Annotated in this window: 13 protein-coding genes; 6 read left to right on the forward strand and 7 right to left on the reverse strand. The window is 75.1% G+C overall.

What is annotated here, in order from left to right; genetic code table 11:
- Positions 1-31 precede the first annotated feature (31 nt).
- Positions 32-1120 carry an ABC transporter substrate-binding protein gene (locus ACFCX4_RS23290; RefSeq protein WP_376145410.1) on the reverse strand — a complete coding sequence of 363 codons (1089 nt, stop codon included), beginning with the start codon at positions 1118-1120 and terminating at the stop codon, positions 32-34.
- Positions 1121-1317: 197 nt separating this feature from the next.
- Between ACFCX4_RS23290 and ACFCX4_RS23295 the strand changes: the two genes are divergently transcribed.
- Complete coding sequence (locus ACFCX4_RS23295; protein WP_376145430.1) at positions 1318-2124, forward strand: helical backbone metal receptor; 807 nt, start codon at positions 1318-1320, stop codon at positions 2122-2124.
- Positions 2125-2210: 86 nt separating this feature from the next.
- Here ACFCX4_RS23295 and ACFCX4_RS23300 read toward each other — a convergent pair whose 3' ends face one another.
- The 4 genes from ACFCX4_RS23300 to ACFCX4_RS23315 all read right to left on the reverse strand — a co-directional run bounded on the left by ACFCX4_RS23300 (position 2211) and on the right by ACFCX4_RS23315 (position 9265).
- The gene (locus tag ACFCX4_RS23300) at positions 2211-3272 is read right to left on the reverse strand and encodes an LD-carboxypeptidase (RefSeq protein ID WP_376145412.1); all 1062 of its coding nucleotides are present in this window, start codon (positions 3270-3272) and stop codon (positions 2211-2213) included.
- Between the two features lie 271 nt (positions 3273-3543).
- Complete coding sequence (locus tag ACFCX4_RS23305) at positions 3544-6003, reverse strand: hypothetical protein (protein ID WP_376145414.1); 2460 nt, start codon at positions 6001-6003, stop codon at positions 3544-3546.
- Positions 6004-6254: 251 nt separating this feature from the next.
- Positions 6255-7772 carry a lipase maturation factor family protein gene (locus ACFCX4_RS23310; RefSeq protein ID WP_376145432.1) on the reverse strand — a complete coding sequence of 506 codons (1518 nt, stop codon included), beginning with the start codon at positions 7770-7772 and terminating at the stop codon, positions 6255-6257.
- Between the two features lie 416 nt (positions 7773-8188).
- A complete protein-coding gene (locus tag ACFCX4_RS23315) occupies positions 8189-9265 on the reverse strand; it encodes a GAF domain-containing protein (protein WP_376145416.1) in 1077 nt (358 codons plus the stop codon).
- A gap of 499 nt (positions 9266-9764) precedes the next feature.
- Here ACFCX4_RS23315 and ACFCX4_RS23320 point away from each other — a divergent pair, with 499 nt between their 5' ends.
- From ACFCX4_RS23320 to ACFCX4_RS23340, 5 genes are all read left to right on the forward strand, one after another.
- Positions 9765-11036, forward strand: coding sequence for an acyl-CoA dehydrogenase family protein (locus ACFCX4_RS23320; protein ID WP_376145434.1), 1272 nt, complete (start codon positions 9765-9767; stop codon positions 11034-11036).
- 392 nt (positions 11037-11428) lie between these two features.
- On the forward strand, positions 11429-13663 hold the full coding sequence (locus ACFCX4_RS23325) for a sensor histidine kinase (RefSeq protein ID WP_376145418.1): 2235 nt from the start codon (positions 11429-11431) through the stop codon (positions 13661-13663).
- Positions 13663-14094 carry a roadblock/LC7 domain-containing protein gene (locus tag ACFCX4_RS23330; RefSeq protein ID WP_376145420.1) on the forward strand — a complete coding sequence of 144 codons (432 nt, stop codon included), beginning with the start codon at positions 13663-13665 and terminating at the stop codon, positions 14092-14094. Before ACFCX4_RS23325 ends, ACFCX4_RS23330 begins: the two co-directional genes overlap by 1 nt.
- On the forward strand, positions 14091-14471 hold the full coding sequence (locus ACFCX4_RS23335) for a DUF742 domain-containing protein (protein WP_376145422.1): 381 nt from the start codon (positions 14091-14093) through the stop codon (positions 14469-14471). Before ACFCX4_RS23330 ends, ACFCX4_RS23335 begins: the two co-directional genes overlap by 4 nt.
- 178 nt (positions 14472-14649) lie before the next feature.
- A complete protein-coding gene (locus ACFCX4_RS23340) occupies positions 14650-15222 on the forward strand; it encodes an ATP/GTP-binding protein (protein WP_376145424.1) in 573 nt (190 codons plus the stop codon).
- A 154-nt stretch (positions 15223-15376) separates the two neighbouring features.
- Here the strand turns inward: ACFCX4_RS23340 and ACFCX4_RS23345 are convergent, their stop codons facing one another.
- On the reverse strand, positions 15377-15844 hold the full coding sequence (locus ACFCX4_RS23345; RefSeq protein WP_376145426.1) for a MarR family winged helix-turn-helix transcriptional regulator: 468 nt from the start codon (positions 15842-15844) through the stop codon (positions 15377-15379).
- Positions 15845-16001: 157 nt separating this feature from the next.
- A partial coding sequence (locus ACFCX4_RS23350) for a hypothetical protein (protein WP_376145428.1) occupies positions 16002-17777 on the reverse strand: 1776 nt, incomplete at its 5' end.

A 17777-nucleotide genomic window follows, 5' to 3' on the forward strand; every position in this document is an offset into this window, starting at 1 on the left:
GCCGGTCGGTGGTGGCGGCCCGGGCCATCGTCTACTGCCCGCTCTTGACGAGCGCCGGGTGGACCGTCGCCGCGATCTGCCGCACGGTCTCGGCGGTGCGGGTCCCGGCGATCGTGGTCACCTCGGAGCCGATCCGCAGGAAGTGCCCCTCCTGCACGGCCTTCAGGCCCTGGGTCGCGGGGAAGCCCTTGAGGAACGCCTCGGCCTCGTCGAAGGCCTTGCGGTTCGCCTCCTCGCTGCCGCGGTTGCGCACCGCGAGCTGGATCCAGTCCGGGTTCTTCGCCACCACGTCCTCCCAGGAGACGGGCCGGAAGTCGGCGTCGCAGTCGGCGAAGACGTTGCGCGCACCGGCCAGGGTGATCACCGCGTTGGCGACCTGCTTGGCGCAGACAGCCATCGGTTGCTTTGTACCGGCGTCGAAGTCGAAGAGGAAGTACCCGGGACGCTGCGCTTCCGGTACGCCCGCGGTCGCGTTCTTGACCTCGTTGATCTGCTTCTCCATCGCGCCGACCAGTTCCTCGGCCCGCGCGCCCGTCCCGGTGACCGCACCGAGCCGGCGGACGTCCTCCTGGACCGCGGCGAGATCGGTGCGGGGGCCCTGGGCGGCCTTGGCACCGCCGGCGCAGGCGGTGGACAGCAGCAGCACGTGCTGGATGCCCGCCGCCTTCAGCTCCTCCTCGGTCGGCCCGGCGCCCGCCGCGCCCATGCCCGGCATCGGACCGAAGGTGTCCACGTAGAGGTCGGCGCCGGAACCGAGCAGCTTCTCCTTGGGGATCAGGGTGTCGCCCAGCACGGGCACCCTGGCGCCCTGTTCGGCGACGGCGGCCGGCAGGCTGCCCTTGCCGGGCGGGAACCCGGTGCCCACCACCCGGTCGCCGGCGCCGAGCTGGAGCAGCATTTCGAGGCCGGCCGCGTCGGTGGTGACGATCTTCTTCGGCGCCTGCTTGACCGTGGTCTCCTTGCCGGCGCAGTCGGCCACCTTGACCGGGAACGCGCCGACGGACGCCGACTGCGTGCCGGCGCCCGTCCCGTCCCCGCTCCCGCTGTCACCGCCGCTGGAACAGGCCGTGGCGAACAGGGCCACGGTGGCCGCGATTGCGCAGAAGACGCGAGGACGCATCAGAAACTCTCCTGGTCGGTGCTCTTGCTCGGGTTCGTCCTGTGAACCCGGACCAGATAGTCGGCCGGTGCGCCCGGCGGGTTCCCGGGAACTTTGCCCCTTCGGGCGTCGGACATGCCGAATAGGCTGGGGCGGTGACCTCGAACTCCGCCTCTCCGGGGCCCTCCGGACCGCTGCTCGACGATCTCGGGCTGGCCGTGCCGATCGGGTCCGGGACGGCCGGATCCGGGCCGGCGGGATCCGGATCGGTGCGGCGGGTGGTGTCGCTCGTGCCCTCGCTCACCGAGGCCGTCGCCGCGACCGCACCCGGACTGCTGGCCGGCGTGACCGACTGGTGCAGTCACCCGGCCGGCCTGGCCGTCCCCCGGGTCGGCGGCACCAAGAACCCGGACGTGGACCGGATCACGGCACTCGCCCCGGACCTCGTCATCGCCAACGACGAGGAGAACCGCCGCCCCGACCTGGACGCCCTGCGGGCCGCCGGGCTGCCCGTCTGGGTCACCGACATCCGGACCCTCGACCAGGCCCTGACCTCGCTCGACCGGCTGCTCACCCTCGGCTGCGGCCTGGCCCGGCCGGCCTGGCTGGACGCCGCCGAGGCGGCCTGGGCCGGCCTCCGCCCGCTGCCCGGCCCCGCCCGCCGGGCCGTGGTGCCGATCTGGCGGCGCCCGTGGATGGTGCTGGGCCACGACACCTTCGCCGGCGACCTGCTGCACCGGCTCGGCCTGCGCCTCCCGCACGCCGAGGACCCGGACCGCCCGGAGCGCTACCCCGCCGTCCCCCTCCCCGACCTGCTCGCCACCCGCCCCGACCTGGTCGTCCTGCCCGACGAGCCCTACCGCTTCACCCCCGAGGACGGCCCGGAGGCCTTCCCCGGCATCCCGGCGGCCCTGGTGAGCGGACGTCACCTCACCTGGTACGGACCGTCACTGGCCGAGGCGCCGGCGGTTCTGACGCGGCAGCTCGCCCGGGCGCTGCGCCCCGGTGCGGGGACGGCGCCCTGACGGAGCGGCGCGGGGGCCGCGGCGGGGCGCGCGGCTCGGGGCACTGCTCGGCGCACTGCTCGGCGCGGACGACGTGGCGGCTCTCCTCAGTCCCCCTGTGCACCGGTCCGGGGTACGGAAGGGCCGACGGCCGGTTCGTCCAGGCTCAGGGTGCGGGCGCCGGAGTCGACGGTCGCGCGGATGCCCAGCGGAAGCGGCAGGTTGGGGCCCGCGTGGCCGACCTCGGTCCCGCCCAGGACCGGGAGCGGCCGGTCGCCGAGCACGTCGAGCACGACCTGGCGCAGTGACGGCTCCGGGGCGTCCCCGGCGCAGCCGGCCGCGGTGACCCGGTGCGGGACCCCGACCACCATCCCCGCGATGCGGTCGAGCACCCCCGACATCCGGAGCACGTGCAGGTCCTGCCAGACCGCCGACAGCGGGCGCTCCACCTCCTCCCAGAACAGCACCGCCCCGTCGAAGCGTTCGGCGGGCAGCGCGAAGGGCGTCGCCTGGAGCGTGACCAGCCGTCCCAGCAGGCCACCGACCAGCGGCCCGGCGGCCCGGCCCGGCCGCCAGCACTCCCGCCCACCGGGCCCGTCCGGGACGGCCCCGCGCAGCTCGGGCAGAGGTCCGGGCCGCTTCACCGGGTCGGTGAGGACCCGGCGGTAGAGGTCGGCGAGCGTGGTGGCGGTGTCGTGGCCGGCCACCGTCCGCGGAGCGGTGTGCCAGGAGCCGCCGAGTCCGTATGTCGCCATGTCGCCGTGCAGACCGGCCAGCCCGGTGCGGGAGTGCAGCGCGAGCAGGAGCAGCGACACGTCGCTGCACCCGAGCACCGGCTTCGGGTCGGCCCGGACGGCGTCGAGGTCCAGCAGGTCCAGCCAGCCGGCGGTGGCCTGTCCGCCGGTGTGGGCGACGATCGCCCGGACCTCCGGGTCGCGGAGCAGCCGGTTGAACTCCCGCGCCTGCTCCTCCGGCCCGGCGGCCGCCCACCAGCGACGGCGCCCCGGCCCGGTGAGCGGCGCGCGCCGGACGCGGAACCCCATCGCCGTGAGGACGTCCGCTCCGCGTTCCAGCAACGGCAGCGCGTCGGCCTCCAGCGGCCCCGAAGGTGCCGCGACGGCCACGAGGTCCCCCGGGGCGAGTGCACGGGGGCGCAGGAGTTCGGGCACGGGCGGGCTCCGCTCTGTCGGCGTCGGCCGGAACGTCTCGTCGTCGGATCCACGGATCGACTGATCAACGGATCAGTGGGTCGACGGATCGATGCGTCGACGGGTCGACGGGTCAATGGGTCGACGCCGAGTCTCGACAGCCGACGTCCGACAGGCAATCGGATTTCGGTGGCTGGACACGGGGACGCCGGGACACGGGGAAGGCCCCGGAGCGCGGCTCGGGGCCGTGCTCCGGGGCCTTCCGCCCGGTACGGGCCGGTGCAGCCCGTCGTCAGCCGCGGGCGGCGGTGACGGCGGTTCCCAGCGCCTCCTTGATACGCGGGCCGAGACGGGCGAAGCCCAGCTCCTTCATGGCGGCGCGGAGCAGCTCCTCGTCGCTCCGCGCGATCCCGTCCCCGTCGATCCAGCGCACGATCGCGAGCAGTTCGTCCGCCGAGTACGCGGTCACCGGACGCCCCGGCGTGAACTCCGGCTTCTCCGGCCGCCCGACCGCCTTCGGCCCGGGGGCGGGCTCGACGGTGGTGGCGCGGGCCGCCTTTGCCGTCTTTGCCCCCTTTGCGACCGGGGCAGTCTCCGTGACCGGCTCGGCCTCGACAGCAGGCTGGGCAGCAGGCTCGGCAACGCGCCCGGCCTCGGCCGCCACAGCAACCGGCTCCACAACCTCGGCCACTGCCTCGACGGCAACCTCGGGAGTGACCTCGGTCCCAGTCTCGGTCTCGGTCTCGGTCTCGGTCTCGGCGATGGTTTCGGTGGCAACCTCGGCGGCGTCCTCCGCCACCGGCCCGGCCTCGGCAGCAGCCGGCTCGGGAGCCGCCTCCACCGGGGCCGTCTCCTCGGCGGCGGTGTCCACGACCGTCTCGGCAACAGCCTCGGCCGGAACCCCGGCCGCCGTGCTGCTCTCGGTCTTCGCGACGGTCTCGGTGGCGGCCTCCGGCGCAGCGGCCTCGGGAGCGGTCTCCGGCTCGGTCGCGGCGACAGCCTCACCCACCGGCTCGGCCTCCGTCTCGACGGCAACCTCAGGGGTGGTCCCGGCCTCGGCCTCGGAAGCCGTCTCCACCGCAGGCTCGACCTCGGCGACAACCTCGGTCTCGGTCTCTGCCTCGACGGCGACCTCGACCTCGGCAACGGCCTCGGGGTCGGTGGCCGTCTTCGCCAAGGCCTCGGCAACAGTGACCGCCTCGGCCTCCGCGACGACCTCCACCGCAGGCTCGACCTCGGCAACAGCCTCGATCCTGGCCTCGGTCTCGGTCTCGGTCTCGGTCTCGGTCTCGGTCTCGGTCTCGGTCTCGGCAACGGCCTCGGGGTCGGTGGCCGTCTTCGCCACGGCCTCGGCGACGATGACCGCCTCGGCCTCCGCGACGACCTCCACCGCAAGCGCGACCTCGGTCTCCGGCTCGCTCTCGGCCTCGGCCTCGGCCGGGTCGATGGTCTCGGCCTCGGGGGCGGAGGGCTGGGCCGGCGGGGCCTGGGTGGTGCCGACCAGGTCGTCGGCGGCGGGCGAGGGGGCCGGGAGGGTGACGACGAGCGGCTGGTCGTCGGCCGGGGCCTCCGGCTTCGACTCTTCCGCCGTGGGCTCCTCCGCGTTCACCTCGGCGTCCGCCGGCGCGGCGGCGGTCCCGGTCCCGGCCTCCGCCTGGGCGTCGGTCTCGGCCACCGGCGCGGCGGCGGCCTCGTCGTCCGCCCCGGTCACCTCGGTCACCTCGGTCGCCCCGGTCGCGGCGGCCTCCCGCTCGTCGGTCCCGGTCCCGGTCTCCGACTCCGCCTGCGCCAGGCCGTCGCGCTGGCCGCCGGCCAGGGCCTGGCGGGCGGCGAGGGCGGCCTCGGCGGCACGGCGGTCGGCGCGGGCGGCGGCCAGCTCGGTGAGCAGGTCGGCGAGCCCGGCCTCGTCGAGGGTCGCCCGCAGGCCGCGCAGGGTGGGGAGGCGGTAGAGGGTGCCCTCGTCGGCGGCGAGGCGGTCGACCAGGTCGACGAGGTCCGGGAAGGACAGCGCGTCGAGGTCCTGGCCGGGCAGGAGCCGGGCGAGCTCGCGCACGCCGGTGTTGATGGCCTCGAAGGTCTGCGCTGTGCGGTGGGCCAGGGCGGCGTCGGACGGCGCGGTGGGCAGGGTGCCGGTGGGGGCCAGGGCCGACCAGGCACGGCGCTCGACCTCGGCCGAGGCGAGCGCCTCGTGCAGGTCCTGCGTCCGGGCGCGGGCGGAGGTGGCGAGGGCGGTGGCCTGCTTGCGCAGCGAGCGACCGCGCAGCCAGGAGAGCTTGACGCCGCGCTCGCGCCGCCAGGCCCGGTCGGCGGTGGCGGCGACCAGCGCGTCGAGGTCGGCGTCGTAGGCGGCGGGGACGAGGACGGTCGAGGTGCGGTGGACCAGCTGGAGCATCTCGACGAGCACGGCGGTCTTGCCGACGGTGTCCGGCGCCTCCAGCTTGACGTCGGCGGCGAGCACGCTCACGTCGTCCCAGACCTGCTGCAGGTCGTGACCGCGCAGCTCGGCGAGGACGGTGGACGCGGCGCGGGCGTCCTCGGGGGTGGCGACGGTGTCGAGGGCCGCGTACCAGGGGTGGGTGTCGGCGGTGAGCGTGAACGCGCCGAGCTCGGCGTAGCGGCCGAGGTCCTCGCGGAGGTCGGTCCCGGCCGGGACCGCGGCGTCCGTGGTGTCCGTGGCGGCCTTGCTGTCCTTGGCGTCTGCGGAGCCGGCTGCGTCGGCCGCGTCGGCGTTGCGGGAGTGAAGCACTGTCATGTGAGGTCCGGTTCTGGGCGGCTGCGGCGGGGCGTGGGCTGGCGGCGAGGGGGCGGCGGTCCGGGTGCGCGGTGGGCCCCGGCGGGAGGGGCTGGGGGGCGCGCGGTCGGGCTGCCGGTCGGAGGCCAAGAATACGGGTGCCCGTTCGAGCCATGCACGCACCCACCGTCCCCCGGGCGGGTGTGGCGTGCCGTACCGCCCGCCCGGGCGCCACCCGGGAGGGCCGGTCGGGTGGCGCCCGCGCCCTCCGTTCACCCGGTCGCCCGCCGCTCGTCCCGGGAGCGCTCCCCGGGGCGCCGCCGCGCGCGCCGCGGGCCGTGCCCCGGCGGGGGGTGGTGGCCGGCTCCGGCCAGGGCGGCGAGGTCGACCGGCGCGAGGTACTCGTAGAGCGCCGTCCGGTTCCACCAGGCGCCGGTTCGCCGCAGTTCGCGCCAATCGGTGAACCGGTAGAGGTGGAGGGTCGCCCGGACGTGGGTCGGTGGGCGGTCCGGGAAAGGGTTGTGCCGCAGCAGCCGCAGGGTGTCGCGGTCGTTGACCAGCAGGCGGGCGGCGAACGGCAGGAACCACGGGCGGGCGTAGCCGGGGGAGATGCCGGCGAACCACATCAGCCAGTCGAGCCGCAGGTGGTAGGGGGCGTACTGGCGCGGGAGCCGACGCACGTCGCCCGGTTTGCCCTTGAAGCCGTACTCCTTCCAGACGGTGTGCCGGGTGACCACCGGGTCGTCGGTACCCTCGACCACGACCTCGTGCCGGGTGCGGTTGACGCTGCCGAACGCGCCGTAGGTGTTGACCAGGTGAAGGCCGTTGAAGGAGCGGTTCATGACCTGGCCGCGGGAGAGCATGTTGCGGACCGGCCAGTAGCTGAGGACGAGGATGCCGGCGGTGAGGGCGAGGACCAGGGCCTCGAACCAGACGGGCGCGGCACCGTGGCCGCGCGGGTGGACGGGCAGGCCGAGGCGGGCCGGGTCGACCGCGGCGAGGGCGATCGTCACGGTGAGCCAGTTGAGCCAGGCGAAGTTGCCGGAGGCGACCAGCCAGAGCTGGGTGGCGACGACGACGCAGGCCGCGTAGGTGGCGACGGGCTGCGGGAGGAGCAGGCCGACCGGGACGACGAGTTGGGTGAGGTGGTTGGCACCCGCCTCGACGCGGTGCAGCGGGTCGGGCAGGTGGTGGAAGAACCAGCTGAGCGGTCCGGGCATGGGCTGGGTCTCGTGGTGGTAGCGCAGGCAGGTCAGGTCGCGCCAGCAGCTGTCTCCGCGCAGTTTGATCAGTCCGGCGCCGAACTCCACCCGGAAGGCCAGCCAGCGCAGCAGCCACAGCACGGGGGCGGGCGGGGCGGTGTCGGCGTTGCCGAGGAAGACGGCGAGGAAGCCCGCTTCCAGCAGCAGCGATTCCCATCCGAACGAGTACCAGGTCTGGCCGACGTTGACGATCGAGAGGTAGAGGACCCACAGCGCCGTCCAGCACAGCATCGAGGCCCACAGCGGAACGGCGTCGCCGAGGCCGCCGGCCAGGGCTGCGGAGAGCGCGGCGCCGCCCCGGGCGACGGCGGCGTAGAAGCGGTCGCTGTAGTGGAGGTGGAACAGGCCGGGGGCGTGCCGGAACGGGACGCGGGCGGTGAAGCGGGGCACCGGGAGCATGCCGCGGCTGCCGGTCAGGGCGCGGAACTGGAGGGCCGCGGCGAGGAAGCCGGTCAGGTAGAGGAGGGCCAGCAGCCGTTGCACGAGCAGTCTGCTGAGCCAGTACTCGGGGGCGGCGAACCACTGCATGCGGCCCATGCCTACCACCGGGTGCGGCCGGGCGGGTGTCCCCGGCGGGGCGGCGGCGGGCGGTTCACCCGGACAGCACCGTCGCACCACCCGGCGCCTCCCGGGGGGCCGGCACCCGGCTCGACCGCCCCGGCCGGGCCGGGACGGTCCCCGGCCGTCTCCCGTGCCCGGACAGCACCGTGGCGGGGAGCCTCTCCTCGGGGGTGAGAGGCGCCCCGCCACGGTGACGCGGTGCCGTCGGGAGGACGGCGGTCGGGCGGCCGCCGGACGGGCGGCCGCGGTGCGGTGGCCGAAGCGCGTGGCCGCGGTGCGGTGACCGCGCGGCCCGGCCGGACGGTGGGTGCGCGGAACTCCGGTGGGGCGTACGCGGTACGGGGGTGACGCGCACGTGGAGCCGGGGTTCCGGGCGACCGTGCTCAGCCCGGCAGGACGAGTCCGGTCTCGCCCGTGCCGAGACCGGGACGGCCGACCGGGGAGGGGCCGTTCTGCTGCAGTCGGTCGACCAGGAGCGCCGCCAGGGTGCCCAGCTCCTCCTCGGTGCGGGACTGGGCGGTGACGTCCATGCCGACCGTCAGCACACCGGTGACCTGGCCGGTCCGGGCGGTGCGCAGCGGGGTGCAGGTGAAGCTGAAGATCTGCTGGATGCGCTGGGCCTCGGGGCGGAGGGACTGGACGCGGACGTCGTTGAGGACGGCGGTGCGGCCGGTGTGGTAGGCCTCGGAGACCGCCTGCTGGAGGCCGGCGGCGCCGAGCTGGGGGTAGGCCTGGCCGACGGTCCCGTAGGCCGCCGGGGCGCCGAAGGTGTCGGCGTGCTGGGCGTTGGCGTAGCGGATCTCCTGGCCGGGGCCGTCGGTGAGCATGATCGGGAAGGGCGAGCCGTCGAAGGCCGCGAACATCTCCTGCTGCTGGGCGAGCAGGTTGTCGCGCAGCCGGATCTCGGAGAGCAGGGCCTCGGCGAGGTGCTGGATGTCGCGCAGGCGCTCGCGGCCCCACTGGCGGGGTTCGCGGTCGAGCACGCAGACGGTGCCGATGACGGTGTTGGTGTCGTCGACGAGCGGAGCGCCGAGGTAGGCGCGCACGCCGAGTTCGTCGACGACCGGGTTCCCGGCGAACCGGGGGTAGGCGAGGATGTCGTCCAGGGCGAGGGGGGAACGCTGGGCGACCACGTGCGGGCAGAAGCCGTGGCTCAGCGGCATCTCCCGCGTCGGGAGGTCGAAGGCGATGCCGCGGTCGGCCCAGGAGGACCCTTCTTCGGCCACGGCCTCGGTCGAGTTTGGCGGAATGTAGAGCCCCCGGAACATCTGGCGCTCGTCGTTGATGAAGTTGACCATCGCGATGGGGGCGCGGGTGATGCTGGCGGCCAGGTGGGCGAAGCGGTCGAAGGCCTCGTCCGCCGTGGGTTCGTTGAGACCCAGGCTGCGCAGCCTGCGGGTCCGCTCTGACTCCCCGGCGGCACCCGGGAACTGGCCTTGAGTGCTCATCACATCAGTCATGGCGCACATGTAATCAGACATCAGACGCTTTCCGCGCTCCCGGCCCTCCCCTTCTCGCCTGCTGATGTTCCGTCAAACCGGCACGTGGACACGGAGGCGGCGCGGGGGCCTCCGGGCGGGAACGGGCGGGCTGCCGGACGGGAACGCGCGGGGAACCGGAACGGGAACCCGCAGAAGAGCGGTCCCGGAAAAGGCGGAAGAGATCGTTTCCCCGCTTCCCACCTCTTCAATCCTCTTCCGTCCTTGGGCGATCCGGTTCACGCCAATCGAAGATCTTCCGTAGAGCACCTTGGAGCCACATATGACAATGAGCCCTGCCGAAAATCGGCGGTCCCCATGGGCAGCGTGGGCCACCGCCGGCACTTCCGCACGCACCGGCTGCACAGGGGCATCAGGCCGCCACCGTCACTCCCCCACTCCTCGGCGGCCGCAGCGGATCGGCTGCACGGACGGAGGCACAACCCCCGAACGAACCGAACCGAGAGGACCCGGCATGGCGATGGACTACTTCACCGACGAGCGGCACGAGAGCCTCCGTACGGAGGTGCGCGAGTTCGCGGAGAAGGAAGTGCGCCCGCAGGTCGCCCGAATGGAAGCCGAGCGTCAGGTCGAATTCGAACTCGCGCGGGAGATCGCCCGCCGGGGCTGGATCGGAGTCACCATCCCGCGCGAGTTCGGCGGGCTGGGGCTCGGCCACCTCGCGAAGACCGTCATCGTCGAGGAGCTGTCGCGGATCAGCGGCGCCATGGGGGCGATGACGCAGGCCTCGCAGCTCGGTGTCGCCAAGGTCCTCCACTTCGGCACCGACGCCCAGCGCCGCCACTGGCTGCCGAGGTTCGCCTCCGGGGCGGCGATGCCGACCATCGCCGTCACGGAGCCGGAGTCCGGCGGGCACGTCCTCGGCATGATCGGCACCGCCCACCGCGAGGGCGACGAGTACGTGCTCAACGGCCGCAAGTGGTTCGTCGGGAACTCGCACATCGGCGACGTGCACGGCGTGGTGCTGCGCACCGGCCCCGGCAGCAAGGGGCTCTCCGCGTTCCTGGTGGAGAGCGACCGCCCGGGGTTCCGGACCGGCGCGCTCGGTTCGCAGAGCGGGCTGCACGGGTTCAGCTTCGGCGAGCTCGTCTTCGAGGACTGCCGGATCCCGGCCGCCAACCGGCTCGGGGAGGAGAGCCAGGGCCTGGACGTCGCCTACTCCTCGTCCACCCTGTACGGACGGCTCAACCTGGCCGCGGTCGCGCTCGGCATCCACCGGGCGATCGTCGAGGACACCGTGCGGTTCGCCGAGGAACGCGTGCTCTACGGCAAGCCGCTCTCCCAACTGTCCAACATCGCGCTGAAGCTGGGCGAGATGCAGTCCCGGCTGATGACCGCCAAGCTCGCCGCGTACCACGCCTCGCACCTGCTGGACCACGGCCGGGCGTGCGATGCCGAGCTGATGAACGCCAAGCTGATCAACACCGAGTACGCGCTGGACTCGGCCCGCAACGCCATGGAGATCCACGCCGCGCGCGGCCTGCAGGCGGAGTTCCACATCGAGCGCTACCTGCGCGACGCCACCCACATCTACCCGCCGGCCGGCACCTCGGACGTCCAGCGGCTGCGGCTCGGACAGTTCGCCTCGGGCACCTACGGCAAGCAGTGGTCCGCCGAACTCGCCGGCCCGGCGAGCTGGGCGTGGACCGAGGCGGCCGAGCGCGAGGCCCGGGCGGAGTCGGAGCTGCAGATGGGGACCGCGGCCGTGCTGCGGATGCCGCTGGCGGGCTGACCCCGCGTCAGGGAGGGCCGGAGCGGTCCCGTAGGATACCCGTTTTTGACCTGTCCCTGACGGCTTTCCGGCGACCGGACCCCGGCCGCCGGAGAGCCGTCGGGCGCCTCCCGGACCTCCGCCGACCAGCGCGATCGGCCGATCCGGCCGCCTCCCGAACCCCCGGCGATCCGGTGATCAACTGTTCACATATCGTCAGTTGATGTTGCCGACAGGGCACCTGGGGCTGGTAGCGTGCCTGCAGTCGGCGGCCGTGCTGCATCCCGTCCGGACGGTGGGTGCGCGTCACCACCTCCGGCAACCCTCCGGGCACCGCCGGCCGCGCCGCCCTCCGGGGCCGCGGCCGCACCGCACACGGACAACCGTCGTTCGGCCCTGCTACAAGGAATCAGATGCCAGGCATATCGGGCCCCCGGACGGGCCACCGCGCCGGCCGGTCCGGCTCCCTCCGCAGCTCGCTCCTCGCCCTCGTAGTGGTCCCCTGTCTCGGCCTCGCCGCCGCCTGGGGATATGCCGTCCACCTGCTGCGCGACGCCGGCGAGCGCACCGCCGTGTACGCGGGCAGCGCGGCCGTCGCCGCCGTGCTGCTCTGGAGCCTGGCCCGCGGCATCCGCGCCGCCCGCGTCCTGCCGGACCGGCTCGCCGGACTGCAGGCCGAGACCCTGGCACTCGCCCAGCAGGAGATCCCGCAGATCGTCGCCCGCCTCCAGACCGGCGAGTCGGTCCCGATCCCGCCCGCCTGGGCGCCGTCGCGGCGGGCCGGCGACGAGGTGCAGCGGACCGCCGACGGCCTCGCCGCCGTCCGGCAGGCCGCCGTCGCCGCGATCGTCCGCCAGGCCCAGGGGCGCGAGGGGACGAAGAAGGTCTTCCTCAACATCGCCCGGCGCACCCAGATCCTCATTCACCGTCAGATCAGCATGCTGGACGCCCTGGAGCGCGAGCACGAGGACCCCGAACTGCTGCGCGAGCTGTTCGCCGTCGACCACCTGGCCACCCGGATGCGCCGCAACGCCGAGAACCTGGTCATCCTCGGCGGCGCGCTGCCCGCCCGGCGCTGGCGCAACGCCGTGCCGATGGTCAACGTGCTGCGCAGCGCCGTCTCCGAGACCGAGAACTACTCCCGGGTCGTCGTCCAGGGCGTGCCGCGCAGCTCGCTCAGCGGCCAGGCGGTCGCCGACGTGATCCACCTGGTCGCCGAACTGATCGAGAACGGCACCACGTTCTCCCCTCCGTACACCCAGGTGCAGGTCTCCGCGCAGGAGGTCCCCAAGGGGCTGGCGGTCGAGGTCGAGGACCGCGGCCTCGGCATGGCCGAGGAGGAGTACGAGCGGCTCAACGACTACCTGGCCAACCCGCCCGAGCTGGACGTCTCCGCGCTCGGCGACGACCTGCGGCTCGGGCTCTTCGTGGTCGCCCGGCTGGCCGCCCGGCACGACATCCAGGTCACCCTGCGCCCCTCCCCCTACGGCGGGACGCGGGCCGTGGTGCTGGTGCCGGCGGTGCTGCTGGAGCAGGCCGCGCAGCCGGCCGCCGTCCCCGGTCTGCCCTCGGGCGCCCGGGTCACCCGGACGCCCCTGCCGGGCGGCGGGGCGGTGGCGGCAGGTTCGGGGGCCGGTTCGGGACCGGGCGGGCCGGCCGGCGGCGGGGCGGACGCGGGCCTCGGCGGGCAGCCGGGGTCCGGGCCGGTGGCCGGAGCGGGGTCCGGGCCGGTGGCCGGCGCCTCCGGCGGGGGCCGCGACGTCGGCGAGGCGCCGCAGCCGGCGCTCGGTGGCCTCCCGTACGGCGGCACCGGTGGTGGCGGCACACCGGCCGGCGGTGTCGGCGGTGTAGGCGGTGAGGTCGGCGGCGGCGCCCAGGGCGGCCTGGTGATCGGCGAGCTGCTCGCGCGCTACCCCGACGGCGGCGCACGGGGCGAGCACGACCCGGCGGCCGACGGCGGCCTGCCGGTGGGGTCCCCGATCCCCGGGCTGCCCGGCGCGGTGGTCGTGGCCCGGCCCGCACTCCCCCGGCCGTACGGCGACCCGACGGGCGCGCCGGGACCGGACGCGCACGGGTCGGCCGTGCACGGGTCGGCCGTGCAGGGGCGGGAGTCCGTGGCCGGTTCCGCGGTCGCGTCCGTGTTCACGCCGGCGACCGCATCGGGGCCCGATTCCCCGGCCCCGGCCCCGCCCGTCGCGGCGACGCCCACGCACCAGCGGGCCGACGAGGAGCCGTTGGAACACGGCCCCGAGGGCGAGCTGCGCACCCCGCGCATCCTGCCCCAGCGGGTCCGCAACGCCAGCCTGGCCGAGCAGCTGCGCGAGGCGCACGGCCCCGGCGCCGGGTTCGGCCGCCCGTCCCCCGCGGCGCCGTCGGACCCTGTCGGCGCACCGTACGGGCAGCCCGACCCCCTCGGGCCGCCCCCGTCGTACGGGCCGCCCTCGCCGTACGGCCTCCCCGGCCCCGACGGAGGGCAGCCCGGCCCGCCCGCACAGCCGGCCGACGACCCCTCGCCGCAGCGCTCGCGGGCCACCATGGCCGCCATCCAGCGCGGCACCCGCACCGCCCGTGCGACGACACCCGACGCGGAGGCGCAGGCCACGCCCCCCACGCCGGCCGCACCCTCCGCAGCTAAGGAACAGCAGTGATGACGCAGCACACCGACACCCAGCGCGACCTCAACTGGCTGCTGGACCAGCTGGTGGCGCGGGTCCCGGAGACCCGGCACGCCATCGTCCTCTCCGAGGACGGCCTGCTGGTCGGTCTCTCCCAGGGTCTGGACCGGGCCGACGCCGAGCACCTGTCGGCCGTCGCGTCCGGCCTGCAGAGCCTCGCCCGCGGCGCCGGCCACCGGTTCAACGGCGGGCGGGTGCGGCAGACCGTGATCGAGATGGACCAGCTGTTCCTGTTCGTCACGACCGCCGGCCAGGGCGCCCGGCTCGCCGTGCTGACCAGCGAGTCGGTCGACGCCGGGCTCATGGCCTACGAGATCAACATGCTGGTCAAGCAGGTCGGCCAGTACCTCACCGCGGCACCGCGCAGCGACGCCGGCCAACCGGGCGCGGGTGGCGGTGCGTGACCGTCGACGCCGACGAGGCCTGGTTCTTCGACAAGGACGCCGGCCATCTGGTCCGCCCCTACGCCATCACCAACGGGCGCACCGGGCCGGTCCGTGACGGCTTCGCGCTGATCACCCTGGTGGTCACCGCCGACCCGCGCACGGACACCAGCCGGATGACGCCCGAACCGGCGGCGATCATCGACCTCTGCCGCGAACGCCCCCTCGCGGTGGCCGAGATCGCCGCCTCCCTGGACCTCCCGGTGAGCGTCGTCAAGGTACTGCTGGACGACCTCGTCGAGGACCGGATGATCCTCACCCGGGCTCCCGTCGAGCTCGCCGAGGCGCCGGACATCGCCCTCATCCAGGCCGTGATCGAAGGCGTCCGCCGGCTCTGAGCCGACGGCTCCGGGCCACCGGCTCCGGGGCATCGGCTCCGGGGCATCGGCTCCGAACCGGGCGGATCCGGATCCGTCGGCTCCGGCCGGCGGTTCGGGACCCCGCACAGCACCCGACGACGCACGTACCCGCTTCCGCTTCCCGCCTTCCGCTCAGTTCCCCTTCAGGAGACCCGACGTGACGACCAAGAGCCTGGTGCCGGGCGCGGTCAAGATCCTCGTCGCCGGCGGCTTCGGCGTCGGCAAGACCACCATGGTCGGCTCGGTCAGCGAGATCGAACCGCTGCAGACCGAGGAACGGATGACCCGCGCCAGCATCGGGGTCGACAACCTCGAAGGCGTCCAGGGCAAGTCGACGACCACCGTCGCGATGGACTTCGGACGGATCACGGTCCGCGAGGACCTCGTGCTCTACCTCTTCGGCACCCCCGGCCAGTTCCGCTTCTGGTTCATGTGGGACGACCTCGCCCTCGGTGCGCTCGGTGCCATCGTGCTGGCCGACACCCGGCGGCTGGAGTCCAGCTTCGCCGCCGTCGACTTCTTCGAGCAGCGCGGCATCCCGTTCGCCGTCGGCGTCAACTGCTTCCACGGACGCCGCGACTGCACCCCCGACGACGTCCGGCGCGCCCTGGACCTCGACCCGGGCGTGCCGGTGGTGCTCTGCGACGTCCGGGAGCGCGCCTCCAGCAAGGAGTTGCTGCTCGCCCTCCTGGACCGGGTCCACCAGGACGCTGTCGCCGCGCGGCAGTGAGCCCGGCGCGCGGCCGGCGGGTCGCGTTCGGGGGCTCGTCGCGTTCCGGCCCCGTCCCGGGCCGGGGGGACGCCACACCGGGCCCGGGGCCGAGCGCCGGTCCCGGCGGCCCGGCGGAAGCGGCGCACGGGCCGCCGGGCGCCGCCGGGTCCCGTCAGGCCTTGGCGGGGACCGGCGGGGCGAGCTCCAGGTCGTGCAGGGCGCGGACCAGCGGCGCCAGTTCGGGGAGGTCGGCGGCCCCGGTGAGCGTCGCCTCCAGGGTCGCGTCGTGCAACGGACGTGCCGCGTTGAGCAGTTCGCGCCCCTGCGGGGTCAACTCGGTGTAGATGCCGCGCCGGTCGTCGGCGCAGAGGTAGCGGCTGAGCAGCCCCCGCTCCTCCAGCCGGCTCACCAGCCGGGTCGTCGCGCTGCTGCTCAGCGCGGCCGCGCGGGCCAGCTGCTGCATCCGCATGTGCCAGCCGTCCTGCCGCGACAGCGCCTCCAGCACCGTGTACTCGACCACCGAGAGCCGGTGCTCCGCCTGCAGCGCCTTCTCCAGTGCCGAGTCGATCAGCCCGTGCAGCGCGGCGAGCGTGCGCCAGCCCCCGGCACGGACCTCGGCGGCATCGTCCTGGATCCCCATGGCTCGCCCTCTCCCTGTTCCCTCTGCGGTCCGCGATCCGCGACCGGTGATCTTCGATCCTGACCGGGTCGTGCTCGGGTCTGCTTCCGGTTCAACGCCCTGCTGCGCCCAAGTATGCCACTCGGCGCGGCATACCTGCTTATGCAAATAGTTTTCCTTATGGCTGGGCCGTGAGTGCCCCCTGCTGCTGGTGTGCCGGGGCCCCTGCCCCGGGCCGGCCGGCGTCCGCCAGGCCGCTCCAGGCGGTCACGCAGAGTGCGGACGCCAGCTCCTCCTCGTACCAGGCCGCCGCCAGCCAGGCCGCCGTGAAGCCGTCGTGGTCGTCCGCGACGACCCGGCCGAACACGTCGCGCCGGTGGTCCACCGCCGCCGCGAACAGCCCGTCCAGCAACGAAGCACCGGTGGACAGCCCCGCCGACCGCAGCCGGGCCGAATCGCCCCCGACCGCGCGCGAGCCGAGCGCAAGCGCCGCCCGGCCGCCGGTCACCGCCTGCTCCACCCGCCGGGCGAGCAGGTGCACCGGGGTGGCCGGAGGCACCTCCTCGGGCGCCGCCGGCCCGGCGGGCCGGTCGGACCCGGCCGGCGGCAGGGTGAGGTCGGCCGTCTGCAGCCGCTCCAGCCCCAGATTGACCCGGCCCGCACGGTCGGCGGGCAGCGCGAGCGCCGGTTCGGCGGGATCCCGCCCGGCGGACGGCTGCGGGGGCTCGCCGGCCGCCAGCAGCCGCAGCTCCGGACGGGCCGACCGCTCCAGCCGTCCGATCACCCTCAGCCGCAGCCCCGGAGCCGTGGCCAGCAGCGCCAGGTTGCCCCGGTGCGCGAGACCCGGATGGTCGTGCGCGGCCCGGAGCGCCAGCACCGTCCCCCCGCACTCCGCCAGCAGCCGCAGCTCCCCGCCCTGCCCGTAGGGGACCGCGCCGAGCAGCGTCACGTCCAGGAAGAGCAGGTCGCTGCCCGCGGGCCGGGTCTCCGGGGGCGACGCCGCCGCTTCGAGCGCACGTGCCACCTGGACGGCCGGCGGTACGCCCCAGAGTCCCGCGAGCGGCCCGGCCGTCCAGGCCGCCCCCGCCGCGCGGACCGCCCGTACCGAGGCGCCCGCCCCGAGCCGTCCGGCCGCCGACCTGGTCGCCCCCTGCACGGCCAGCCCGGCCCGGGTGAACTCGCGATGGCTGAGCATCGCGTCCCCCAGCCGCACCGTCCGGTTCCCGGCACCGACCGCCTGCGGAGCAGCCGCCGTGGCGTCGCCGTGCGGCATCACCTCGGCCATCGTGTGCAGCCCGCCACCCGCGTCGACCGCCCAGGTCAGCACGCCGGCATGGGTCGCCGTCAGGATCGGTTCGGCGAACAGGCCGTAGAGCCGAAGACCGCCCGCCGGCGCGTAGACCTGGCGAGCCACCCCGCGCAGCTCGGCCGGGCCCGGCCCGGGCGGGGCGGCCGGGCCCGGCGGGCCTCCGTGGGCGTCCGGACCTCCCGGGCCGTCCGGAGGGGGCGTTCGGGCGGCGGTGCCCCCGGGTGCGGCAGCGGATGCGGCGGGGGTCGAGCGCTCCCCCGCGAGGAGGGCCAGCGCCGCGGTGAGACCGAGCAGTTCGCGCAGGCCCGCCACCAGGTCGGCGAGCCGGTGGTCCGGCTCGCCCGAGCGGGCGGCCCGGATCCGGGTGACCACCGCCACCGCGACCGTCGCCGGCCGGTACAGACCGATGAGCCGGGCCCGGTGGGCCGCCCGCAGCAGCTCCGCCTGCAGCACGGCGCCCGCGCCGCCCACGCCGGCCGCCAGTACCGCGCCGCCCACCCGGTGCAGGTGCTCGACGGCGGCCCGTTCGGCCGCGGTCGGCGACCAGGCCGCCGCACCGTCGGCCGCGACCACCTCGGTGGCCGGGGCGGTGGCGGACGCGCCGGTCCCGGACGGCTCCGCCGGGGCCGGCGGCGGGCTCCCGTC

This window comes from Kitasatospora sp. NPDC056327, from assembly GCF_042261735.1.
Taxonomy (GTDB): Bacteria; Actinomycetota; Actinomycetes; order Streptomycetales; family Streptomycetaceae; genus Kitasatospora.

Coding starts and splice junctions, on each gene's coding strand:
- ACFCX4_RS23305 (WP_376145414.1), bottom strand. CDS start 6,003: ATGACAGTGCTTCACTCCCGCAACGCCGACGCGGCCGACGCAGCCGGC.
- ACFCX4_RS23290 (WP_376145410.1), bottom strand. CDS start 1,120: ATGCGTCCTCGCGTCTTCTGCGCAATCGCGGCCACCGTGGCCCTGTTC.
- ACFCX4_RS23310 (WP_376145432.1), bottom strand. CDS start 7,772: ATGCAGTGGTTCGCCGCCCCCGAGTACTGGCTCAGCAGACTGCTCGTG.
- ACFCX4_RS23315 (WP_376145416.1), bottom strand. CDS start 9,265: ATGACTGATGTGATGAGCACTCAAGGCCAGTTCCCGGGTGCCGCCGGG.
- ACFCX4_RS23345 (WP_376145426.1), bottom strand. CDS start 15,844: ATGGGGATCCAGGACGATGCCGCCGAGGTCCGTGCCGGGGGCTGGCGC.
- ACFCX4_RS23330 (WP_376145420.1), top strand. CDS start 13,663: ATGACGCAGCACACCGACACCCAGCGCGACCTCAACTGGCTGCTGGAC.
- ACFCX4_RS23320 (WP_376145434.1), top strand. CDS start 9,765: ATGGACTACTTCACCGACGAGCGGCACGAGAGCCTCCGTACGGAGGTG.
- ACFCX4_RS23325 (WP_376145418.1), top strand. CDS start 11,429: ATGCCAGGCATATCGGGCCCCCGGACGGGCCACCGCGCCGGCCGGTCC.